The organism is Pseudomonas sp. NPDC090755 (assembly GCF_044769005.1).
Lineage (GTDB): Bacteria > Pseudomonadota > Gammaproteobacteria > Pseudomonadales > Pseudomonadaceae > Aquipseudomonas.
Window position 1 is genome coordinate 753,949 of record NZ_JBIVXC010000001.1, and the last position, 19,472, is coordinate 773,420.

Consider the following 19,472-nt stretch of genomic DNA (forward strand, 5'->3'; position numbering starts at 1 on the left):
ATGACCGAGATTCACGCCAGATATGTGACTAATTTATTAATTTTGGTCATCGGTGATGGCTTTTTCGCAGCCAGAAGAAGTTATAGACCCAGATCGGCGCGAATGCGCGTCAGATGTTCGGCAAATTCGCCGGCGTTTGTCTCGCCGACCACCCGTGCAGCGGTATTTTCGCTGCCGTTCGTGGCAAAGAACAGCAGCGCAGGCGGGCCGAACAGCTGGTAGCGATCGAGCAAGGCGCGTTGTTGCGCGTTGCTTTCGGTGATGTCGAAGCGCAGTCGTGTGTAGTCCTTGAGCTGTTCCTTGACGGCCGGGGCGTTGAGCACTTCGTGCTCGATCACCTTGCAACTGATGCACCAGTCGGCATACCAGTCCAGCACCACGGGCTGTCCGGCGGCCTTGGCTGCAGCCAGGGCGCTGTCGAGGGCGGCGGGGGTGGTCACGGTTTGCCAGTCGCTCTGCGTGCTGACCGGTGCACGGGTGTCACTATTGAGCACTGCGGCCTGGGGCAGCGGGCGCAGTGGGTCGGTCTGGCCGCTGAGGGCGCCATACCAGCAGGCCAGGGCATAGACCAGCAGCAACAGGCCGAGCAGTTGGGCCAGGCGTTGCCGGCTGGTCTTGCTGGTGAGCTCCAGCGCACCGAGGAACAGTGCCACGCCAGCGCTCAGCAGGCCGACCAGCAGCAGTGTGACCTGCCCGGGCAACACGCGGCTGAGCAGGCCAATGGCCAGACCCAGCAGCAACACGCCAATGGCATTCTTGACCGTGACCAGCCAGGGCCCGCTTTTCGGCAGCCAGGTCGCGCCACCGGTGGCGACCAGCAGCAGCGGGGCGCCCATGCCCAGCCCCAGGGCGAACAGCTTCAGCGCCCCGCCGGCGGCATCGCCGCTGGCGCTGATATACAGCAGAGCACCGGCCAGTGGCGCCGACACACAGGGCGATACCAGCAGGCTGGAGAAGATCCCCAGGATCGCCGCGCCGATCAGCGAGCCGCCCTTGGTACGGCCAACCAGGCGTTCCAGCGGGGTACTGACGGCGTGGGGCAACTTCAATTCGAACAGGCCGAACATGGCCAGGGCGAACAGCACGAAGAACAGCGAAAACGGTACCAGCACCCAGGCCGACTGCAGGCGCGCCTGCAGGTTCATGCCGGCACCGAACAGCCCCATCAGGGCCCCGAGCAGGGCGAAGCAGGCGGCCATCGACACCACGTAGGACAGCGACAGGGCCAGGCCGCGCAGGCCGCCGACCTGGCCACGCAGGACCACGCCGGAGAGAATCGGCAGCATCGGCAGCACGCACGGCGTGAAGGTCAGGCCGACACCGGCGAGGAAGAACAGCAGCAGTTCCTTCCAGGTCCAGGCTTTGGGCGAGCCTGGCGGCGGGGCTGCTTGCGTGCCATCGATGCTCAGGCGCTCGGTTTCCGGCGGGTAGCACAGGCCCTTGTCGGCGCAGCCCTGGTAGCCCACCAGCAGGGTGAAGGCACGTGGGTCGCCGGCCGGTCGCGGTACCTCGATGTCGAGGATGCCGTGGTAGACCTCGACGTCGCCGAAGAAGTCGTCATGCTTGGCTTCGCCCGGCGGGATCTGCGCGCTGCCCAGGGCGATATCGGTGGGTTCGGTGTGGAACTGGAAGCGATGGCGGTAGAGGTAGTAGCCATCGGCGGCGACGAAGCGCAGCTTGAGGGTGTTTGCATCGCTGTGGACCAGGCTCAGCTTGAAGGCTTCATGCACGGGCAGGAAGTCGTCGCTATTGTTCAGCGAGGTGGCGCCCAGGGTGGCGCTGGGGCGGTTGTCGAGCAGGCCGGCGCCGACGGCGGGCAAGGCCAGGAGCAGGAACAGAAGGCAAAACAGGCGGCGCATGGCGGTCTCGCAGTACAGAAGTGCCTGCATCATAGCGGACTGGGCCGATGCGTGCTGGGGTGGTGTCAGTGACTGTGCGGCGCTCCCATCGCTGGCGATGCCAGCTCCCACAAGGAGTCAGGGCGCCCGGGCCCTGTGGCGGATCAGACCCGAAACGCCCGCACCGCCGTATTCAGCTCTCCACCCAGCCTGAGCAACTGTTCGCCCTGCTGACGCCCTTCACCGATACGCTGCAGGTTGTCCTCGCCCAGATCGTGAATCCGCTCGCTGTGATCGCGGATTTCACTGACAGCGCCACTCTGCTGGGCCGTGACGTCGGCAATGCGCACCGCCGTGGCGGAAATGGTCTGGATCGCCGTGACGATCTCATCCAGCGCCCCGTCGGCCGACTGGGCCTGGCTGGCGGTGGCCTCAGCGTGCTCAAGCTGGTCGCGCATGCCTTGCACCGATTCGCGGGCAGCCTGTTGCAGACGGCCGATCAGGGTCTGGATCTCGCCGGTGGCACCGGTGGTGCGCTGGGCCAGCGAGCGCACTTCTTCCGCGACCACGGCAAAACCTCGGCCCATCTCGCCGGCGCGGGCCGCTTCGATGGCGGCATTCAGGGCCAGCAGGTTGGTCTGCTCGGCAATCGAGCGGATTACCGTGAGCACGCCACCGATGGTGGCGGACTCTTCGGCCAGTTGTTCGATCATTTGCGCGTTGCCCTGTACTTCATCGACCAGGGCGCGCAGGCCGGCCAGGCTCTGGCCGATCACCGCCTGACCGTGTTCCACCGCACGTCCGGCGTCGCGGCTGGCGTCGGCAGCCTGGCTGGCGTCACCCGCCACTTGCAGGATGGTCGCTTCAAGCTCGCCCAGGGCATCGCGAATCTGCGCAGTATCGCCGGCCTGGCGCTCGGCGCCGTCATGCAGGGCGCTGCTCATGCCGGCCAGGGCATGGCTGCTGCCGGCCACCTGTTCGGCATGGGTACGCAGGGTGCCGACCAGTTCCACCAGATAATGGCGCAGGCGGTTGAGCGATTCCTGGATGTCGTGCATCTCACGGTTGCTCCTGCCCAGGGCAATGGGCTGGGCGAAGTCGCCTTCGGCCCAGCGCGACAGGGCCGGGGCCAGGTTGGTCAGCACCCGCGCCAGGCGCCGTTGCAGGGTGTCGATCAGCAAGGCGATCAGCAGGATCAGGCCGATCATCAGCCCCTGGATTATCCGCACCTCGCCCTGGAGGGTGGCATGCTGGCTGCGCACGCCAGGCTCGAGGGCGGCGATGGCGTGTTGTACGGCGTCGATGCGCTGGTGGGTACTGGCAGCCAGTTCGCTGCGCCGCTGGATCTGCTCGCGGGTGCGCTGCAGCTCGGCCGGGTAGCGGTTGAGCAGGCTGCCCAGTTCGCGCTTGAGGCTGATGCCGCTGTCCTCGGCGGTGCTGGCGCCTTGCGATTCAAGGCCCATCAGGGCGGCAAAATCATCGGCACTGGATTCGCTGCTGCGGGTGACGCCAAGCAACGGCAGTTCATCCAGCGCCTGGGCCTGGGCGAGGATCAGTTGCAGTTCACGCTGTACTTCGTCGGCCAGTTCGCTGCGGCCGCTGCTGACCAGTTTGTCGCGGGCCAGCGACAGGCGCGAGAGGTGCAGCGCGGCCTTGAACAGCACTGGGGAGTAACGCTCGGTAGCGTCGCCGCCACTGTCTTTTGCATAGCTGGCCAACTGGTCGAGACTGGCTCCCAGCTCGCGTTCGGCCTGTTGCAGCAAGGCCTGCGGATCGCCCGCCAACTTGCCTGCTGCCAGCAGCTCGTTGCCGGTAAAGCGCTGCAGATTGTCCAGGCTCGGGCGCAGGCTGGCGGCCAGGGCCTCGGGCAGTTGCTTGAGTTGTTCCTGCAGGTCGGCCGTTGCCTGCGCCGCCGTGGCATGGCGCAGGGCGTCACCACTGCTGAGGTAGTCCTGGATGTTGCGCGCCACCTGGTCCTGGAACTGCCGGGACAGGGACAGGTACTGCTCCATCATCTGGTAGGGGCGTTCCAGCGCGCGTTGCGACCACCACAAGGTGGCGCCCAGGGCGATACAGACGGTGACCAGCAACAGGGTGTTGAAATTGGTGAGCAGCTTCAGGCGCATGAACGGTGTCTACCAACGGCCGAACGGTAAGCGCCTGAAGTTATTGCGTTTTTATGACCGGGTGATGACGGAACCGGCGGCTTCGGTAAAAAAGTGGCACTTTGCCTTGATTATCCCACCCGTTGCACGCGATTGCGCCCGGCGCCTTTGGCCCGGTACAGGGCTTCGTCGGCGGCAGTGGCCATGCTCAGGGCATCGAGCCCGTCCTGCAGCTGCACCACCCCGGCGCTGAAGGTGCAGGACAGGTCCCGGGGCTGGGCCGGGTAGTGGATCTCGGCAAAGCGCCGGCGGATTTCATCCAGCACTTTATGCGCAGCCTGCAAATCGGTGTTGGGCATGACGATGGCGAACTCTTCACCGCCGTAGCGGCCGATGAAGTCGGTCTTGCGCAGGCGCTGCTTGAGAAACAGCGCCAGGCTCTTGATCACCCGGTCGCCCATGGGGTGGCCATGGCTGTCGTTGACCTTCTTGAAGTGATCGATGTCGAGCATGGCAAAGCTCAGCGGCTGCTCTTCGCGTCGGGCGCGGAAGCTGCAGTCTTCGAGCAGTTGCAGGATATGGGTGTGGTTGTACAGCCCGGTCAGGCTGTCACGCACCATCCGCGCCTTCAGGTTGCGCGCGCGGGCAGCCCGGTTACGCACCGTGGTGATCAGGTGGCGCGAGCGGATCGGTTTGGTCAGGAAGTCGTCGCCGCCTTCGCTCATGGCGTCGAGCTGTTTGTCCAGGTCGTCCTCGGCCGACAGGTAGATGATCGGCACGCTGACGTAGCGGTCGTTGTGGCGGATCACCTTGGCAAGCTCGGGACCTGTGCATGCAGGCATGTACATGTCGAGGATGATCAGGTCGGGCTGGAAGTCGGCAAGTTCGGCCATGGTGCGGATCGGGTCGGTCAGGGTACGGGTGACGATACCGGCGCTGTTGAGCAGGCGCTCGGTGTGCATGGCCTGTGCCCGGGAGTCGTCGATGATCAGCACCTTGAAGGGTTCGTACTGGGTGACGCTGGTCAGCAGTTCGACTTTTTCCAGCAGGCTGGAGGCTTCCAGGGTGCCGGTGAGGAACTCCTGGCCGCCAGCACGAACCGCGGCCAGTCGCGTAGGCGTGTCGGTTTCATCCAGGCTGAAGAACAGCAGCGGAACCCGGTGCTCAAGGCCCTGCTGGGCCTGGGCGGCCAGTTGCAGGCCGACGCCATGGCCGGTGAAGTCGACATCCATGACGATGGCCGACGGCAGCCGCTCGATCATCGAGGCGCGAAAGGCTTCGGCGCTGTACAAGGCTTGTACACCAAGACCGAAGAACTCCAGCTGCTGAGCCAGCCGCTCGGCCCGCTCGTGGTCCTGGAGCATGATATAGACCGGTTTGCGCAGGGGCGGCAGGGGCACTTGTTCGAGCTGGTCGCCCTGACGAAGGCCGGTGCGCGACAGGCGCAGCATCAGGCGGTTGAGCTCGCTGATCAGGTGGCTGCTCAGTTGTGCGCTGTTGGCTTCGACGGCCGCCAGGGTCTGGCCGATGGCCTCGGCCAACTGGCTGTGTTCCGGTTGTTCGAAGCGCTCGGCGTGGCGCTGCAGGCGCAGGGTGGCTTCGCTCAGTTCGCCCAGGTCGCCCGTCGACCACTCGCTGCGCTGCAGGCGCTGCCAGATTTCGAGTATTTGCCGAGCCTGGTGGATGACCCGTTGGGCAAAGTGCTGCTTGAGGCGCTCACGATTGGGGTCTTCTGGCTCGGTCATGTCCTGACTACTTGTAAGGGGTGAGGCAGTTCGAGTGATGGCTCTATGCTAGCACCACTTGCCGGGCAATCGAGTGTCTTGTATCAATTTACTGTACAAGTTTTTTATTCATTTTCTGACTCATCAGTCGCTTATACGAACCGGCGCGCTTGATTTATAGTGCAGCGATACTTGCCGACCCCGGCAGGCGGCGCGTAACGGAAAACCGCACAGCGCTGGCACGAAGCCCGGGGGTTGCGGTCGAACCCCTTGAACCGACGTGACACAAAGGACAACGCCATGCTGGACTGGAAAAACCGTACAGGCAAAGCCGAGGCACGCGAGCGGGTAGAACCTCGCAGCGCCGCCACCCGTAGCTATTTCGGTGGGTTGTTCTTCAGCCGTGCGCTGGGCACGCTGATCGGCCTGTACCTGTTGGTGTGCATTGGCCTGGGCTGGTACTGGAGCGCCGAGCCGGACCTGTTCCCAGTCCAGCAGAACGCCCAGGCGGCTGCCGAGAAGACCGGCCAGCAGATGGTCGTTGGCTACACCACCGTGGAAACCCTCAAGACCGTTGCCGGCACCTTGCTGACCAAGCCGGGCGGCTACATTTCCAACGACCGCTTCCCGCCAGGCCTGTGGATGGACAACATGCCCAGCTGGGAGTACGGCGTGCTGGTCCAGGTCCGCGACCTGAGCCGGGCCCTGCGCAAGGACTTCGCCCGTTCGCAGTCGCAGTCCGCCGAAGACGCCGACCTGGCCAAGGCCGAGCCGCGCTTCAACTTCGACAACAAGAGCTGGATCCTGCCGTCGAGCGAGTCCGAGTTCCAGGAAGGCATCAACTCCCTGACCCGCTACCAGAGCCGCCTGTCCTCCGAGCAGCAAGGCGCGCTGTTCTACACCCGTGCCGACAACCTCAACAACTGGCTGGGCGACGTCGCCACCCGCCTGGGCTCGCTGTCGCAGCGCCTGTCGGCCAGCGTTGGCCGGGTCAAGCTCAACAGCACCCTGAAGACCGAGACCGTGGTCGCCGGGCAGGCGCCACAGCTGGATGAGGAAGTGGTAGAGACCCCGTGGCTGCAGATCGACAACGTCTTCTATGAAGCCCGCGGCCAGGCCTGGGCCCTGTCGCACTTGCTGCGCGCCATCGAAGTTGACTTCGCCGATGTCTTGGCCAAGAAGAACGCCACCGTCAGCGTGCGCCAGATCATCCGTGAGCTGGAGGCTTCCCAGGAGCCGCTGTGGAGCCCGATGGTGCTCAACGGCAGCGGCTACGGCATGTGGGCCAACCACTCGCTGGTCATGGCCAACTACATCTCCAGGGCCAACGCTGCGGTCATCGACCTTCGCCAGCTGCTGTCCCAGGGCTGACCGGTGGCCATCTCCAAGCAGGAGGCGGCCCATCGCGCCGCCTCCGATGCCGAGCTGATCGCCTGGGTCGACGACAACGACCAGCCGCTGGGGGCCTTGCCGCGCGCTGAACTGCGCGAACGCGGCCTGATCGGGCGCGGCACCTACATCTTGCTGTTCAACTCGGCCGGTGAGCTGTGCGTGCACCGGCGCACCGAGAGCAAGGCCATTTATCCGGGGTATTGGGATGTGGCCGCCGGTGGCATGGTCCAGGCTGACGAAAGCTTCGCCGATTCGGCGGCCCGTGAGCTGGAGGAAGAGCTGGGCGTGGCCGGGGTCGAACTGACCTTCCACGAGCGCTTTTTCTTCGACCAACCCGGCAACCGGCTCTGGTGCGCCGTGTTTTCTGCCGTCTGGGACGGGCCTTTGCGCCTGCAGCCGGAGGAGGTCAGCGAGGCCCGTTTCCTGCCCCTCGAGCAGGCCCTGGCCGACAGCCGGCAGCAGCCTTATTGCCCGGACTCCCTGGCGGCCCTGCAGCGTTATATCGACCGTCAAGGCTGACGTCGCGAATCCTGCGTAAAATGGCGCAGTTTTGTACTTAGCATTCGAGCAATTTATCGTTACACTGCGCGGCCTTTTAAGGCTGCCGCACCCTGGTGCGGCAGTAGCGCTGCCCCTGCCAGAGTGGGGCTTCGCGGTCGGGACCCTGCCAGGGGTATCGACCAGTTTTTGTCCTCACCGTACGAGGATCAAAAGTGGCCAAGAAAGCCTCATCATTCGCCGCCCTCGGTGGCCTGGTGTTCTCCACTGACGCAGGTCGGCATTGCCCGGACTGCAGCAAACCCATAGATGCCTGCATCTGCAAACAGTCGATCATCCCCGAAGGCGATGGCATTGCTCGCGTGCGCCGCGAAAGCAAGGGCCGTGGCGGCAAGACGGTGACGACGATCAGCGGCGTACCGCTGCCCCTGGAACAGCTCAAGGACCTGGCCAGCACGCTCAAACGGCGTTGTGGCACCGGTGGCGCGTTGAAAGACGGTGTCATCGAAATCCAGGGCGATCATGTCGAGCTGTTGTTGGCAGAGCTGATCAAACAAGGCTTCAAAGCGAAAAAGTCCGGCGGCTGAAGACTGCATCGCGATTTTTTGCAATTCGCTTTCTAAACTCGTTCCCGTAGGAAGGGTCTATCCCTGAACACGGAAAATCGTCATTTCCAGGTTTTACACTGCGCCCGCCAGCTGTGGGCCGGTGTTTTTCGACTTTTTATATAGGGGACTTCAATGTCCGTACGACGCACACGCAAAGACGATGGCAGCCAATGGACAGTTGCGGACAGCCGCAGTGTTTATGGCATTCGCCATTGGGGGGCCGGTTACTTCGCAATCAACGAGGCCGGGCGCGTCGAAGTTCGACCCAACGGCCCGGGCAGCGCGCCGATCGACTTGTACGAGCAGGTTGATGAACTGCGCAAGAGCGGCCTGTCGCTGCCGCTGCTGGTGCGCTTTCCGGACATCCTGCAAGATCGCGTGCGCCAGCTGACCGGTGCCTTCGACGCCAACATCGCGCGCCTGGAATACCAGAGCAAGTACACCGCGCTGTACCCGATCAAGGTCAACCAGCAGGAAGCGGTGGTGGAAAACATCATCGCCACCCAGAACGTGTCCATCGGCCTGGAAGCCGGTTCCAAGCCCGAGCTGCTGGCCGTGCTGGCCCTGGCGCCGAAAGGCGGCACCATCGTCTGCAATGGCTACAAGGACCGTGAGTTCATCCGTCTGGCGCTGATGGGCCAGAAGCTGGGCCACAACGTCTTCATCGTCATCGAGAAAGAGTCGGAAGTGGCGCTGGTGATCGAAGAAGCGGCCGACCTCAAGGTCAAGCCGCAGGTCGGCCTGCGCGTGCGCCTGTCGTCGCTGGCGTCGAGCAAGTGGGCCGACACCGGTGGCGAGAAGTCCAAGTTCGGCCTGTCGGCAGCGCAACTGATCTCGGTGGTACAGCGCTTCCGCGATGCCGGCCTGGACCAGGGCATCCGCCTGCTGCACTTCCACATGGGGTCGCAGATCGCCAACCTGGCCGACTACCAGCACGGTTTCAAGGAAGCGATTCGTTACTACGGTGAACTGCGTGCCCTGAACCTGCCGGTCGATCACATCGACGTCGGTGGTGGCCTGGGCGTCGACTACGACGGTACCCACTCGCGCAACGCCAGCTCGATCAACTACGACATGGACGACTATGCCGGTGTCGTGGTCGGCATGCTCAAGGAGTTCTGCGATGCCCAGGGCCTGCCGCATCCGCACATCTTCTCCGAGAGCGGCCGCTCGCTGACCGCCCACCACGCCATGCTGGTGGTGCAGGTGACCGACGTCGAGAAGCACAACGACGAAGTGCCGGTGATCGAGAACAAGGAAAGCCTGCCCGAGACCGTGCAGTGGCTGGCCGACCTGCTGGGCCCGACCGATATCGAGATGGTCACCGAAACCTACTGGCGCGCCACCCACTACATGAGCGACGTGGCGGCCCAGTACGCCGACGGCAAGATTTCCCTGGCCGAGAAGGCCCTGGCCGAGCAGTGCTACTTTGCCCTGTGCCGTCGCCTGCACAACTCGCTCAAGGCCCGCCAGCGCTCGCACCGCCAGGTGCTGGACGAGCTCAACGACAAGCTGGCCGACAAGTACATCTGCAACTTCTCGGTGTTCCAGAGCCTGCCGGACACCTGGGCCATTGGCCAGGTACTGCCGATCCTGCCGCTGCATCGCCTGGATGAAGAACCGATGCGCCGTGCGGTGCTGCAGGACCTGACCTGCGACTCCGACGGCAAGATCAACCAGTACGTCGACGAGCAGAGCATCGAGACCAGCCTGCCGGTGCACGGGATCAACGAAGGTGAGGACTACCTGCTGGGTATCTTCCTGGTTGGCGCCTACCAGGAGATCCTGGGCGACATGCACAACCTGTTCGGTGACACCGACTCGGTGAACATCTACCAGAACCCGAACGGCACGGTGTACCACGCCGGTATCGAGACCCATGACACCATCGAGGACATGCTGCGCTACGTGCACCTGTCGCCGGAGGAGTTGATGACTCACTACCGCGACAAGTGCGCCAGCGCCAAGATCACAGCGCGTGAGAAGACCCAGTTCCTCGATGCGCTGCGTCTGGGGCTGACCCGCTCGTCTTACCTGTCGAGCTGATCCCATCGCGGGGCAAGCCCGCTCCTACCCTGTAGGAGCGGGCTTGCCCCGCGATGCGCTTAACCCCGCAAAAACCACCCATCCCGCCGCTGCAAGCGCCAGCCCATGAGCGCCAGTGTCAGCCCCCGCAGCGCCATGAACAGCAGAAACCCCAGCCACAACCCATGGTTGCCCAGGCCCGTGGCCGCATAGGCGACCGGCAAGGCCAGGGCCACGCTGACCAGCATGCCGTTGCGCATCTCCCGCGCTCGCGTCGCGCCGATGAACAGGCCATCGAGCAGGTAGCTCCACACCGCCACCAAGGGCAACAGCGCCAGGTACGGCAGGTACTGGTAGGCCGTGTCGCGCACGCTTTCGATATCGGTCTGCAGGTTGATGAACAGGTGTCCGCCAAGCAGGAACAGCACGGCAAAGCCGCTGCTGGCCAGCAACGACCAGCCACCGGCCACGGTCAGGGAGCGGCGCAGTGCCTGGCGATCCCCCGCACCGATGGCGTGCCCGCACAAGGCTTCGACCGCATGGGCCAGGCCGTCGAGGGCATAGGCGGTCAGCAGCAGGCCATTGAGCAGCAGGGCGTTGGCGGCCACCGTCGACTCACCCAGGCGCGCACCCTGCACGGTGATCAGGAAGAACACCGCCTGCAGCGCCAGGCTGCGAATGAAGATGTCGCGGTTCACCGCCAGCAGCGGTCGCCAGCTTTGCCAGCGTCGCAGCAGGGCCCAGGCGATGTGTCCGGGGTAGGCGCGCAGGGCCGGGCGGGTCAGGGCAAGGCCGAGCAGGGCGGCGCTCCATTCGGCAATCACCGAGGCGCGCGCCGAACCCAGTACCCCCCAATCCAGGCCGAGCACGAACCACAGGTTGAGGGCGATGTTGAGCAGGTTGGTGGTCAGCAGGATCGCCAGCGGCGCCCGGGCGTTCTGGGTGCCGAGGAACCAGCCGACCAGGGCGAAACTGGCCAGGGCCGCCGGCAGTCCGAGCAGGCGGGTCTCAAAAAAGTCGCGGGTGGATTGCTCCAGCGCCGCCGAGGGCTGCATCCATTGCAGGGCCAGGTGGCTGAAGGGCAGGGCGAGCAAGCCCAGCAGCAGGGCGAACAGCAGTGCCAGCAACAGGCCCTGCACCAGCACCTGACGCAGCGCCGCACCATCGGCGCGCCCGGCGGCCTGGGCGGCAAAGCCGGTGGAACCCATGCGCAGAAAGCCCATCACCCAGGCCAGGAAGGTATACAGGCTGGCGCCCACGGCCACGGCGCCAAGTTGATGGGCATGGGGCAGGTGGCCGATCACGGCGCTGTCCACCAGGGCCACCAGGGGCACGGAAATATTCGAGAGAATCATCGGCGCGGCCAGGGCCCAGACCTTGCGGTGGGTCAGGCGGTCGCGCCAGTCGGTCAGCAATCGGGACATGTCGGCTCCAGGCAAGCCGGACATTGTAGCCGTTACAGGGAGCAAATCCCGTCGCCGCAGTCTGATTTGCACGCAGCGCGGCTCGAGGGTGGCGCCGTTGATATATAGTTCATAGCTCAGAACCCGCTGCCCAAGAGTTACTCCCATGCTCAACAAAGGATTGTTGCTGGCCTGCGCGCTGGCCTTGCTCAGTGCCTGCGACTCGTCTGCCCCGGACAAGCCGGGCACCGCGCCGGCGTCCACGCCCGCGCAGGTCCAGGAGGCGGCCAGGCCCGCCCGTGAAGACGCCGCCAGTCTGGCCAAGCGCTATGCCGGGCGCGAGCTGACGGTGGTGGACGTCTCGGAAGTCCAGGTCGAGGGGGCCAGTGCCCTGTCCCTGAGCTTCTCGGTGCCGCTGGATGCGCAGCAGAACTTTGCCGAGCGGGTGCACCTGGTCGACACCGTCAAGGGCAAGGTGGATGGCGCCTGGGAGCTGTCCGACAACGGCATGGAGTTGCGTCTGCGCCACCTGGAGCCACAGCGCAAGCTGGTGCTGACCATCGATGCGGGGCTGCAGGCCGTCAACGGCAATCGCCTGGCCGCCGAGTCGGTGAGCCGCCTGGAGACCCGCGACATGCAGGCCACCATCGGTTTTGCCAGCCGCGGATCGCTGCTGCCCACGCGCCTGGCCGAAGGCCTGCCGGTGATCGCCCTGAACGTCGACAAGGTCGATGTCGAGTTCTTCCGCATCAAACCCGAGTCCCTGTCGGCTTTCCTCAGCGCCTGGGGTCGCAACAGCAGCCTGTACTACTACCAGTCCAAGGAAACGTTGGGCATGGCCGATCTGGTCTACAGCGGCCGCTTCGACCTCAACCCGGCGCGCAACACGCGCGAGACCGTGCTGCTGCCGATTGCCGGGATCAAGCCGCTGCAGGAACCGGGGGTGTACCTGGCGGTCATGCGTGCATCGGGCACCTATGATTACTCGCAACCGGCGACCCTGTTCACCCTCAGCGATATCGGCATATCGGCGCACCGCTATGCCAACCGCATCGATGTCTTCACCCAGGCACTGGAAGGCGGCAAGGCCCTGGGCGATGTCAGCCTCGAACTGCTCGATGCCGAAGGCCGCGTGCTGGCCCAGGGCAAGACCGATGGCAAGGGCCATGCCCAGTTGCCGATGCCGCCCAAGGCTGAAACCTTGTTGGCCCACCAGGGTGTGCATACCACCATGCTGCGCCTGAACAGCGCTGCGCTGGACCTGGCGGAGTTCGACATCACCGGCCCGCTGGCCACCCCTCTGCAATTCTTTGTGTTCGGTCCGCGCGACCTGTATCGCCCGGGCGAAACCGTGTTGCTCAATGGCTTGCTGCGCGACCAGGATGGCCGTCCGACCACGGCGCAGCCGGTGACGGTGGAAGTGCGCCGACCAGATGAACAGATCAGTCGCAAGTTCGTCTGGGAGCCGGGCGGCAATGGCCTCTACCAGTATCAGCTGCAACTGGCCGGCGAGGCACCGACCGGGCGCTGGCAGTTGCTGTTCGACCTGGGCGGCGGCAAGAAGCAGATCTATGAATTTCTCGTCGAGGATTTCCTGCCCGAACGCCTGGCCCTTGAGCTCAAGGGGAGCGATGTGCCCTTGAGCCCGGAGCAAAGCGCCGAAATCGAGGTCAACGGCCGCTACCTCTATGGCGCCCCGGCTTCGGGCAACCGCCTCAGCGGCCAGGTCTATGTGCGCCCGCTGCGTGAAGCGGTACCGGCGTTGCCAGGCTACCAGTTCGGCTCGATCACCGAGCGGGAGCTGAGCCAGGACCTGGAACTGGATGAAGTCAGCCTGGACGCCAACGGCAAGGCTACCCTGAACATCGAGAGCAAATGGTCCGAGGCCCGCTCGCCGCTGCAACTGACCGTGCAGGCCAGCCTGCAGGAGTCCGGTGGCCGGCCGATCACCCGGCGCCTGGAGCAGCCGGTCTGGCCGGCCGAGCGCTTGCCGGGGCTGCGCGGCCTGTTCGATGGCGAAGAGACCGACAGCGACGGCCCCGTGGAGTTCGAGGTGCTGGTCGCCGACCGCGACGGCAACAAGCTGGCCGCCGACAACCTCAAGGTGCGCCTGATCCGTGAGCGCCGTGACTACTACTGGAACTACTCGCAGAGCGATGGCTGGAGCTACAACTACAACGAGAAGTTCCTGACCCAGAGCGAAGAGACGGTCAGCATCAAGGCCGGCGCCACTGCCCGGCTCAACTTCCAGGTCGAGTGGGGGCCGTACCGGGTCGAGGTCGAGGATCCGCAGACCGGGCTGGTTTCCAGCGAGCGTTTCTGGGCCGGCTATCGCGCCCAGGACAACGCCGGCGGCGGTGCCGTGCGACCGGACCAGGTCAAGCTGGCCCTGGACAAACCCGCCTATACCGAGGGTGCCACCGCCACTATCACGGTCACGCCGCCCGCAGCCGGCAACGGCTACCTGATGGTCGAGTCCAGTGACGGCCCGCTGTGGTGGCAGGAGATCGACGTACCGGTCGAGGGCAAGACCTTCTCGGTCCAACTGGACCCGAAATGGGCGCGGCACGACCTGTATGTCAGCGCCCTGGTGATCCGTCCTGGGGAGCGCAAGGTCAATGCCACGCCCAAGCGCGCGGTCGGTGTGCTGCACCTGCCGCTGGACCGGGCCGGGCGCAAGCTGGCCGTAACCCTGGACGCACCTTCGATGATGCGTCCCAAGCAACCGCTGACCGTCAAGGTGCAGGCGCGCAACGCCGACGGCAGCGTACCCAAAGAGGTGCATGTACTGTTGGCGGCGGTGGATGTGGGCATTCTCAACATCACCGACTACCCGACCCCGGATCCTTTCACCGGGCTGTTCGGGCGCAAAGCCTACGGCGCCGACCAACTGGACATCTATGGCCAGCTGATCGAAGCCGGGCAGGGCCGCCTGGCCAGCCTGGCCTTCGGCGGTGACGCGGCCATGGCCAAGGGCGGCAAGCGGCCCGACACCAGTGTCACCATCGTCGCCCGGCAGAGCGCGCCGGTGACCCTGAACGAGAACGGTGAGGGCGAGGCCACGGTCGACATCCCCGATTTCAACGGCGAACTACGCCTGATGGCCCAGGCCTGGACCGAAGAGCGCTACGGCATGGCCGAGGGCAAGACGGTGGTGGCCGCGCCGCTGATTGCCGAGCTGTCGGCGCCGCGCTTCCTCGCCGGTGGCGACCGCACCACCCTGGCGCTGGATCTGTCGAACCTCTCGGGGCAGACGCAAAAGCTCGATGTGCGCCTGAGCACCGAGGGCCAGCTGAGCCTGCTGGGTCCTGCCGAGCAGCACCTGGACCTGACCCAGGGCAAGCGCGTTACCCTGCAGGTACCGGTGCAGGCTGATGGCGGCCTGGGGCAAGGCAAGGTCAAGGTCGAGGTCGCCGGTCTGCAATTGCCGGGCGAAACCGTCGGCGCGTTCAACCGTGAATGGACGCTGGGCATCCGCCCGGCCTATCCGGCCATGCTCAAGCATTACCGGGTGGCGCTCAAGGATCAGCCGTGGAGCTTGCCGCCCGAGGATCTGGCCGCGTTCGAACCGGCGGGCCTGGAAGCGATGCTGGCGTTGTCCAGCCGGCCTCCGCTGAATCTGGCCGAGCAGATCCGCGCACTGGAAGCCTACCCTTATGGCTGCCTGGAGCAGACCACCAGTGGCCTGTATCCGTCGCTCTATGCCGACGCCGCCACTCTCAAGCGCTTGGGCATCAGCGGTGAATCGGCCGAGGCGCGCAAGCGCAAGATCGAGATGGGCATCGAGCACCTGCTGGGCATGCAGCGTTACAACGGCAGCTTCGGCCTGTGGAGTGCGGACAGTGAAGAGGAATACTGGCTGACCGCCTATGTCAGCGACTTCCTCCTGCGCGCACGCGAACAAGGCTACGCGGTACCGGCCGAAGCCCTGAAGAAGGCCAGTGAGCGTTTGCTGCGTTACCTGCAGGAGCGCAACCTGGTCGAGGTCAACTACAGCAACAACGCCGAGCACAGCCGCTTCGCCGTGCAGGCCTACGCCGCCCTGGTGCTCGCCCGCACCCAGCAGGCGCCGCTGGGCGCCCTGCGCAGCCTGTTCGAACGCCGCAGCGATGCACGTTCCGGCCTGCCGCTGGTGCAACTGGCCATCGCCCTGGACAAGATGGGCGACAAGCCACGCGCCCAGCAGGCCTTGCAGGCCGGGTTGGCAATCAGTCGCCAGGGCGATGAATGGCTGGGCGACTACGGCAGCCCGCTGCGTGACCAGGCGCTGATCCTGGCCTTGCTCGAAGAGAACGACCTGGCCAGCGATGCCCTCGACACCCGGTTGTTCGAGCTGTCCGATCAACTGGCGGCCAACCGCTGGCTGTCGACCCAGGAGCGCAATGCGCTGTTCCTGGCCGGGCGTGGCCTGTTGAGTAAACCCGAGGGCAAGTGGACGGCACGCCTGGACAGCGCCGGTGAAGTGCGTGAGCTGGATGCGGCGCAATCGGGGCTGAAGCTGGAAGGGCCGTTACTGGCCTCGCCGTTGAGCGTGCAGAACCAGGGCGGCGATACCCTCTACCAGCAACTGACCCTGTCCGGTTATCCGCGCCAGGCGCCGGTCGCCAGCAGCAACGGCATGGGCATCCGCCGCGAATTCCTGGGCATGAACGGCCAGGCCCTGGACCTCAACGCGCTCAAGAGCGGTGACCTGGTGCTGGTGCACCTGGCGCTGACATCCGCCTCGCGGGTGCCGGATGCCCTGGTGGTCGACCTGTTGCCGGCGGGCCTGGAGCTGGAGAACCAGAACCTGGCGCAGAGCGCGGCCAGCCTGGAAAACGCCAGCAGCGCGGTCAAGCAGTGGCGCGAGTCGATGCAGAACGCCAACGTGGTGCACCAGGAATTCCGTGATGACCGTTACGTTGCGGCGTTGAACCTGGAGGGTTACGGCACCACCCACCTGCTGTACCTGGCGCGGGCCGTGACCCCGGGCACCTACCGGGTGCCGCCGCCGCAGGTCGAGTCGATGTACCGGCCAAACCTGCAGGCTGTGGGCGAGACGGTGGGAGAATTGGTGATCAAGGGACGCTGACGGCCCTGCCGCCCTGTAGCCGCTGCCGTCAGGCTGCGGCTACAGGTGTGAGTGTCAGTGAATGATCCAGCTCAGTACCCACAAACCCAGCAACAGCCAGATAATGCCGACAATGATCGACGCGCGCATGAAGGCACGGATGGCCGAGTACAGCAGCATCAGGCCGATGACCAGGGCAACGATGCTGACCAGCGAGGTGTCCATGCCCAGGGTACGTGCCAGGCCATCGATGAAGTTGCCGCCAGCGTTGGTCAGCAGGTTGAACAGCCCGCTCAGCGCATCGACGACAAAGCGGATCAGCGCTCCCAGTGCCTGGCCGAGCCACTCGAAAAAACCTTCTACATGCATAGTTGCTTCCTGATGATCGAAACGGCGAGTCTGCCGTTGCCAAGCCTTTGGCCTTGTACCGGCCGGGTCGGTTCCCCGGCCATTCTGCCTGACGAGAGGGTACGATGCTCATCTTAGCGCGCCCGCGAGGCCCTATGGCCAGACGCCTGAGCACCGTGGCAGGCGTCATCCTGCTACTGTGCGCCTTGCTGTGGAGCGCCGATCGCCTGTGGCCGCTGCCCTTGCCCGCCGATGACCTGGCGCGGGTGGTGCTGGCCGAGGATGGTACGCCGTTGTGGCGCTTCGCCGATGCCGAGGGTGTCTGGCGTTATCCGGTGAGCGCCGAGCAGGTCTCGCCCCTCTACCTGCAGGCGCTGCTGACCTATGAGGATCGCTGGTTCTACCAGCACCCCGGGGTCAATCCGCTGGCACTGGGTCGGGCGGCCTGGCAGAACCTGCGCGGCGGCCGGGTGTTGTCCGGGGGCAGTACCCTGTCGATGCAGGTGGCCCGGTTGCTTGATCCGCACCCGCGCACCCTGGCCGGCAAACTGCAGCAGCTGTGGCGCACCGCGCAGCTGGAATGGCACCTGTCCAAAGCGCAGATCCTGGAGATCTACCTCAATCGCGCGCCTTTCGGGGGCACCTTGCAGGGCGTGGCCGCGGCCAGTTGGGCCTACCTGGGCAAATCGCCCCAGCACCTGACACCGGCCGAAGCGGCCTTGCTCGCGGTGTTGCCCCAGGCCCCGAGCCGCCTGCGCCCGGACCGTCACCCGGCACGGGCGCAGCAGGCCCGCGACAAGGTGTTGCAACGCCTGGCCGAGTACCAGGTGTGGTCGTCACAGCGGATAGCCGAAGCGCAGGAGGAGCCGCTGTTGCTGGCGCCACGCCAGGAGCCGGCCCTGGCACCCTTGCTGGCTCGACGGCTGAATCGGCCAGACAGCCCGCCGCTGATCCGCACCACCCTCGATGCGTCCTTGCAACGTCGCCTGGAAGACCTCTTGCTGGGCTGGCGGGCACGCCTGCCCGAACGGACCTCGGCAGCGATCCTGGTGGTGGAGGCGCAAAGCATGGCGGTGCGCGCCTACCTGGGTTCGGTGGACCTGAACGACGAGCGCCGCTTCGGCCATGTCGACATGATCACTGCCCTGCGTTCGCCCGGCTCGACCCTCAAGCCCTTCCTCTATGGCATGGCCATGGACGACGGTCTGATCCATTCCGAATCCTTGCTGCAGGATGTGCCACGGCGCTATGGCGACTATCGGCCGGGGAATTTCTCGATGGGCTTCAGCGGGCCGGTGGCGGCCAGCTCGGCCCTGGCCCTGTCGCTCAACCTGCCAGCCGTGCAGCTGCTCGAAGCCTATGGTCCCAAGCGCTTTGCCGCGCAGATGCGCAGTGGCGGCGTGCCCCTGACCCTGCCGCCTCTGGCCGAACCCAATCTGTCGCTGATCCTGGGCGGTGCCGGCAGTCGCCTGGAAGACCTGGTGGCCGGCTACGGTGCGTTGTCACGCGCAGGTTTGAGTGCGCCGATTCGCCTGCAACCGGATGCGCCGCTGGTGGACCGGCGCCTGTTGTCACCGGGCAGTGCCTGGATCATCCGGCGTATCCTCAGCGGGCAGGCGCGCCCGGATCGTGACCCCACGGCCGAGCTGGTGCAGCGACCGCTGCTGGCCTGGAAGACCGGCACCAGCTATGGCTTTCGCGATGCCTGGTCGATTGGTGTGGGGCCGCGTTACCTGATAGGCATCTGGATCGGTCGGCCCGACGGCACGCCGGTGCCCGGGCAATTCGGCCTGGCTTCGGCGGCACCGCTGATGCTGCAGGTGCACGATGTGCTGAGCAACCGTGACAGCCAGCGTGGTATCGCGGCGCCGGTGGCGGCGGTGCCGGCCAATGTCGGCGTGGCCGCGATCTGCTGGCCGCTGGGGCAACCCATGGCCCGCCACGATCCCAACTGCCGTCGCCAGCGCTTTGCCTGGACCCTGGACGGCACCACGCCGCCGACCTTGCAGGCGGCGGACCAGCCGTTGAGTGTCGGCTTGCGTGAAACGGTCTGGGTCAATGCCCGGGGCCTGCGGGTCGATGCCGGTTGTGCCGGCGCCCAGGCCCGCGAGATCGCTTTGTGGCCGGCTCCGCTGGAACCCTGGTTGCCGCGCCTGGAAAGGCGTGAGGCGCGGTTGCCGAAAATAGACCCACAGTGCCCGCCGCAAGTCGCGGCGAGCGCGCCGCCACTGTCCATCGTCGGCGTACGCCAGGGCGATCAGTTGCGCCGTCCGGCCACCAGCAGCGAGCCACTGCGCCTTGATGTTTCAGCCTTGGGTGGCAGTGGCCGGCGCTGGTGGTTCGTCAACGGCGTGCCCTTGGGCGAGTCGGTGGGCCAGGCGCAATTGAGCGCCCGTTTTGAACAGGCAGGCAACGTTGAATTGAGCGCGCTGGACGAGAGCGGACAGACCGCCCGGATCGAGTTCCAGATCGGCGAATAAG

General features: G+C 65.5%; 11 protein-coding genes. 6 read left to right on the forward strand and 5 right to left on the reverse strand.

Features of this window, described 5'->3' with window-relative positions; translation table 11 throughout:
- Nucleotides 1-80: 80 nt before the first annotated feature.
- From ACIQUS_RS03450 to ACIQUS_RS03460, 3 genes are all read right to left on the reverse strand, one after another.
- On the reverse strand, nt 81-1,859 hold the full coding sequence (locus ACIQUS_RS03450) for a protein-disulfide reductase DsbD (protein ID WP_403042872.1): 1,779 nt from the start codon (nt 1,857-1,859) through the stop codon (nt 81-83).
- A 143-nt stretch (nt 1,860-2,002) separates the two neighbouring features.
- Nucleotides 2,003-3,964, reverse strand: coding sequence for a methyl-accepting chemotaxis protein (locus tag ACIQUS_RS03455; RefSeq protein WP_403042875.1), 1,962 nt, complete (start codon nt 3,962-3,964; stop codon nt 2,003-2,005).
- 110 nt (nt 3,965-4,074) lie between these two features.
- A complete protein-coding gene (locus ACIQUS_RS03460; RefSeq protein ID WP_403042878.1) occupies nt 4,075-5,688 on the reverse strand; it encodes a diguanylate cyclase in 1,614 nt (537 codons plus the stop codon).
- Nucleotides 5,689-5,967: 279 nt separating this feature from the next.
- On the opposite strand from ACIQUS_RS03460, the gene ACIQUS_RS03465 reads away from it, so the two are divergent.
- From ACIQUS_RS03465 to speA, 4 genes are all read left to right on the forward strand, one after another.
- On the forward strand, nt 5,968-7,038 hold the full coding sequence (locus tag ACIQUS_RS03465; protein WP_403042881.1) for a DUF2333 family protein: 1,071 nt from the start codon (nt 5,968-5,970) through the stop codon (nt 7,036-7,038).
- 3 nt (nt 7,039-7,041) lie between these two features.
- Nucleotides 7,042-7,578 carry an NUDIX hydrolase gene (locus ACIQUS_RS03470; protein WP_403042884.1) on the forward strand — a complete coding sequence of 179 codons (537 nt, stop codon included), beginning with the start codon at nt 7,042-7,044 and terminating at the stop codon, nt 7,576-7,578.
- A 194-nt stretch (nt 7,579-7,772) separates the two neighbouring features.
- Nucleotides 7,773-8,144, forward strand: coding sequence for a translation initiation factor Sui1 (locus ACIQUS_RS03475; RefSeq protein WP_285863581.1), 372 nt, complete (start codon nt 7,773-7,775; stop codon nt 8,142-8,144).
- A 153-nt stretch (nt 8,145-8,297) separates the two neighbouring features.
- Nucleotides 8,298-10,211 (forward strand): arginine decarboxylase, encoded by a 1,914-nt coding sequence (speA, locus tag ACIQUS_RS03480; RefSeq protein WP_403042886.1) that lies wholly within the window; start codon nt 8,298-8,300, stop codon nt 10,209-10,211.
- Between the two features lie 59 nt (nt 10,212-10,270).
- Here speA and ACIQUS_RS03485 read toward each other — a convergent pair whose 3' ends face one another.
- Nucleotides 10,271-11,614: an MATE family efflux transporter gene (locus tag ACIQUS_RS03485; RefSeq protein ID WP_403042888.1), complete on the reverse strand. Its 1,344-nt coding sequence runs from the start codon at nt 11,612-11,614 to the stop codon at nt 10,271-10,273.
- A 145-nt stretch (nt 11,615-11,759) separates the two neighbouring features.
- Between ACIQUS_RS03485 and ACIQUS_RS03490 the strand changes: the two genes are divergently transcribed.
- Nucleotides 11,760-16,664, forward strand: coding sequence for an alpha-2-macroglobulin family protein (locus ACIQUS_RS03490; RefSeq protein ID WP_403042891.1), 4,905 nt, complete (start codon nt 11,760-11,762; stop codon nt 16,662-16,664).
- Between the two features lie 54 nt (nt 16,665-16,718).
- On the opposite strand, the gene ACIQUS_RS03495 is transcribed toward ACIQUS_RS03490, so the two are convergent.
- Nucleotides 16,719-17,012, reverse strand: coding sequence for a hypothetical protein (locus tag ACIQUS_RS03495; protein WP_403042894.1), 294 nt, complete (start codon nt 17,010-17,012; stop codon nt 16,719-16,721).
- Nucleotides 17,013-17,146: 134 nt separating this feature from the next.
- On the opposite strand from ACIQUS_RS03495, the gene pbpC reads away from it, so the two are divergent.
- Nucleotides 17,147-19,471: a peptidoglycan glycosyltransferase PbpC gene (gene pbpC / locus ACIQUS_RS03500; RefSeq protein ID WP_403042896.1), complete on the forward strand. Its 2,325-nt coding sequence runs from the start codon at nt 17,147-17,149 to the stop codon at nt 19,469-19,471.
- The last annotated feature ends 1 nt before the right edge of the window (nt 19,472 follow it).

Excerpts from the sequence above, each read along its gene's own strand:
- ACIQUS_RS03450 (WP_403042872.1), bottom strand. The coding sequence starts at position 1,859 with ATGCGCCGCCTGTTTTGCCTTCTGTTCCTGCTCCTGGCCTTGCCCGCC.
- ACIQUS_RS03465 (WP_403042881.1), top strand. The coding sequence starts at position 5,968 with ATGCTGGACTGGAAAAACCGTACAGGCAAAGCCGAGGCACGCGAGCGG.
- ACIQUS_RS03490 (WP_403042891.1), top strand. The coding sequence starts at position 11,760 with ATGCTCAACAAAGGATTGTTGCTGGCCTGCGCGCTGGCCTTGCTCAGT.
- ACIQUS_RS03455 (WP_403042875.1), bottom strand. The coding sequence starts at position 3,964 with ATGCGCCTGAAGCTGCTCACCAATTTCAACACCCTGTTGCTGGTCACC.
- ACIQUS_RS03495 (WP_403042894.1), bottom strand. The coding sequence starts at position 17,012 with ATGCATGTAGAAGGTTTTTTCGAGTGGCTCGGCCAGGCACTGGGAGCG.
- ACIQUS_RS03485 (WP_403042888.1), bottom strand. The coding sequence starts at position 11,614 with ATGTCCCGATTGCTGACCGACTGGCGCGACCGCCTGACCCACCGCAAG.
- ACIQUS_RS03460 (WP_403042878.1), bottom strand. The coding sequence starts at position 5,688 with ATGACCGAGCCAGAAGACCCCAATCGTGAGCGCCTCAAGCAGCACTTT.
- speA (WP_403042886.1), top strand. The coding sequence starts at position 8,298 with ATGTCCGTACGACGCACACGCAAAGACGATGGCAGCCAATGGACAGTT.
- pbpC (WP_403042896.1), top strand. The coding sequence starts at position 17,147 with ATGGCCAGACGCCTGAGCACCGTGGCAGGCGTCATCCTGCTACTGTGC.